This is a genomic window from Leisingera sp. F5 (genome assembly GCF_001593695.1).
This window is the reverse complement of sequence record NZ_LUKH01000410.1, coordinates 1-2,555: the sequence shown is the minus strand read 5'-3', so window position 1 is coordinate 2,555 and position 2,555 is coordinate 1. Positions and strand designations below refer to the sequence as shown.

The 2,555-nt window shown below is 62.4% G+C and carries 3 protein-coding genes; all 3 read right to left on the bottom strand.

The annotated features are described in order from the left end of the window. Nucleotides 1–468: ABC transporter permease (locus A2I95_RS31080; protein WP_367153100.1), on the bottom strand; the 468-nt coding region annotated here is incomplete at its 3' end. A 138-nt stretch (nt 469–606) separates the two neighbouring features. Further along, a complete protein-coding gene (locus A2I95_RS31075) occupies nt 607–2,136 on the bottom strand; it encodes an ABC transporter ATP-binding protein (RefSeq protein ID WP_291736026.1) in 1,530 nt (509 codons plus the stop codon). Beyond that, nucleotides 2,133–2,486 carry a nuclear transport factor 2 family protein gene (locus A2I95_RS31070; RefSeq protein WP_291736024.1) on the bottom strand — a complete coding sequence of 118 codons (354 nt, stop codon included), beginning with the start codon at nt 2,484–2,486 and terminating at the stop codon, nt 2,133–2,135. The genes A2I95_RS31075 and A2I95_RS31070 overlap by 4 nt, the downstream gene beginning before the upstream one ends. Nucleotides 2,487–2,555 lie beyond the last annotated feature (69 nt).

Genomic DNA, 2,555 nt, shown 5'->3' with positions numbered 1-2,555 from the left:
GTTCAGCACCGCCGCGGCGATGAAGTTGAACATGATGGTGGTGATCACGATATGGCTGCCGCGTTTGGCCTGCAGGTAGGCAGGGATTGCAGCCCAGGCAGCGCCGAAAATCCCGGCACCCAAGGCGGCAAAAACCAGCGCCAGCGACCAATGCGGCCAGGGGATCAGCAGGCAGACCAGCGCCACGCCAAGCCCGCCCAGCATCGCCTGGCCCTCGCCGCCGATGTTGAACAGGCCGGCGTGCGCGGCCACCGCCACCGCCAGGCCGGTGAACATGAAATTGGTGGCGTAATAAAGCGTGTAACCCCAGCCATAGGTGGACCCCAGTGCGCCCTGAACCATCAGCTTGACCGCGGCCACCGGGTCTTCTCCGATCCCGAGGATCACCAAAGCTGACAGGATCGCGGCCAGCAAAAGGCTGATCAGCGGGATCAGAACCACATCTGCCCATTTCGGCATTTTATCCATTTACGCGGCCCCCAGATTTGCATCTTTGACCGGGGTACGAAGCAGCCCGGTCAGCGCCCGGCCCTCCCCGCGGGAGGGTGTTTCCCGCCCCCTCAGAGCCGGGTGCTGACCTGCGTTGCTCAATTTTCTTGCAAACATCTACGCGGCCTCCCCCGCGACACCGGCCATCAGCAGGCCAAGCTCTTTCTCGTCGGTCTGATCGGCGGGGCGCTCCCCCATGATCATGCCGTCGAACATCACCGCAACCCTGTCCGCCAGCGACAGGATCTCCTCCAGTTCGACCGAGACCAGCAGGATCGCCTTGCCCTGATCGCGCAAAGCTACGATCTGTTTGTGAATGAACTCAATCGCGCCGATATCGACGCCGCGGGTCGGCTGGCCGATCAGCAAAAGCTCCGGGTTGCGCTCGATCTCCCGCGCCACCACGATTTTCTGCTGGTTGCCGCCGGAAAAGCTTTTGGCGGCCAGCCAGGGATCGGGCGGGCGCACGTCGAATTTCTCCATCTTGGCTGCGGTATCCGCCCGCAGGGCGGCATTATCCATCAGCAGGCCGCTGTTGTAGGCCGGATCGCGATGATAGCCGAAGGCCACATTCTCCCAGGCGTGGAAATCCATGATGAGACCCTCGCGCTGACGGTCCTCCGGGACATGGCCGATATGGGCGAGTCGCCGCGCGCTGGCGTCCGCGCCCGAGCCCTCAAGCGGCAAAGAGGTGCCATGCAGTTTGATACTGCCGCTGCCTGCCCGCATGCCGCCCAAGACTTCCAGCAGCTCCGACTGTCCATTGCCGGCCACCCCTGCGATGCCGACAATCTCACCTGCACGCACGGTCAGGTCGATGCCTTTGACGCGCTCAACGCCGACCTCGTCCACCACCCGCAGGTTTTCAATTTCAAGGATCGGCGCGCCGGGCCGGGCCGGCACCTTGTCGACGCGCAGCAGCACCTTGCGGCCCACCATTAGTTCGGCCAGGTGTTCGGGGCTGGTTTCCGCGGTCTTGACGGTGGCGGTCATCTCACCGCGCCGCATCACGGAAACCGTATCGGTATACTCCATGATCTCCCGCAGCTTGTGGGTGATCAGGATGATGGTCTTTCCTTCTGCCCGCAGCCGGTCGAGGATACGGAACAGCTGGTCCGCCTCGGACGGCGTCAGCACGCCGGTCGGCTCGTCCAGGATCAGGATTTCCGCCTTGCGGTACAGCGCCTTCAGGATCTCAACCCGCTGCTGCATGCCGACGCCGATCTCGTCGATGCGGGCGTCGGGGTCCACGAACAGCTCGTATTCCTCCTCCAGCGCCTTCAGTTCCTTGCGGGCGCGGCGCAGCGAGGGCATCAGCATGCCGCTGTCCTCGGCCCCTAGCACGATGTTTTCCAGCACAGTGAAATTCTCCACCAGCTTGAAATGCTGGAACACCATGCCGATGCCTGCGGCAATCGCCGCCTGACTGTCGGGGATCGCGGTCTGCTGTCCCTTGATCCAGACCTCGCCTTTGTCGGCCTTGTAAAAGCCGTAGAGGATCGACATCAGCGTCGATTTGCCTGCACCGTTTTCACCGATGATCCCGTGAATTGTGCCGGGGGCGACCCTGATGGAAATGTCCTTGTTCGCCTGGACCGGGCCAAAGGCTTTGGAGATGCCTTTGAGTTCAATGGCGGGGGCGGTCAATCGGGCTCTCCAATGCCTGTAAATCCGATCAGCCGCACCACCTTGCCGTCTTCAAGATCGGCAAAATACTGGCCGCGCACCATGCGCTGGCCGTCTTTTTCGAAATCCACCGTGGCGCGCGCATGGCCGTGGTGTTCCGAAATGGCAACCACCCTGGCCGCGGCGCCCGGCATCATCGCGCTGAACTGCGTGATGTAATCCAGATAGGCGTCGCGCCCTTCGATGGGGGCAGGATTGTTGGGATCGGAGAAATAAAATCCGGGCCCGATTGCGGCGTCCGTCTTTTCGGCGCGGGTGTCGGGCGATGGGTCGCCCCAGGCCGCAAACAGAGTGTGAAGTGAATCCGTCATGGCCTGGGGCTTTCTCTATTAGAAGCTCAGCGCGGGGCAGTTGTCATCCGACATGTAGTCATGCACCTT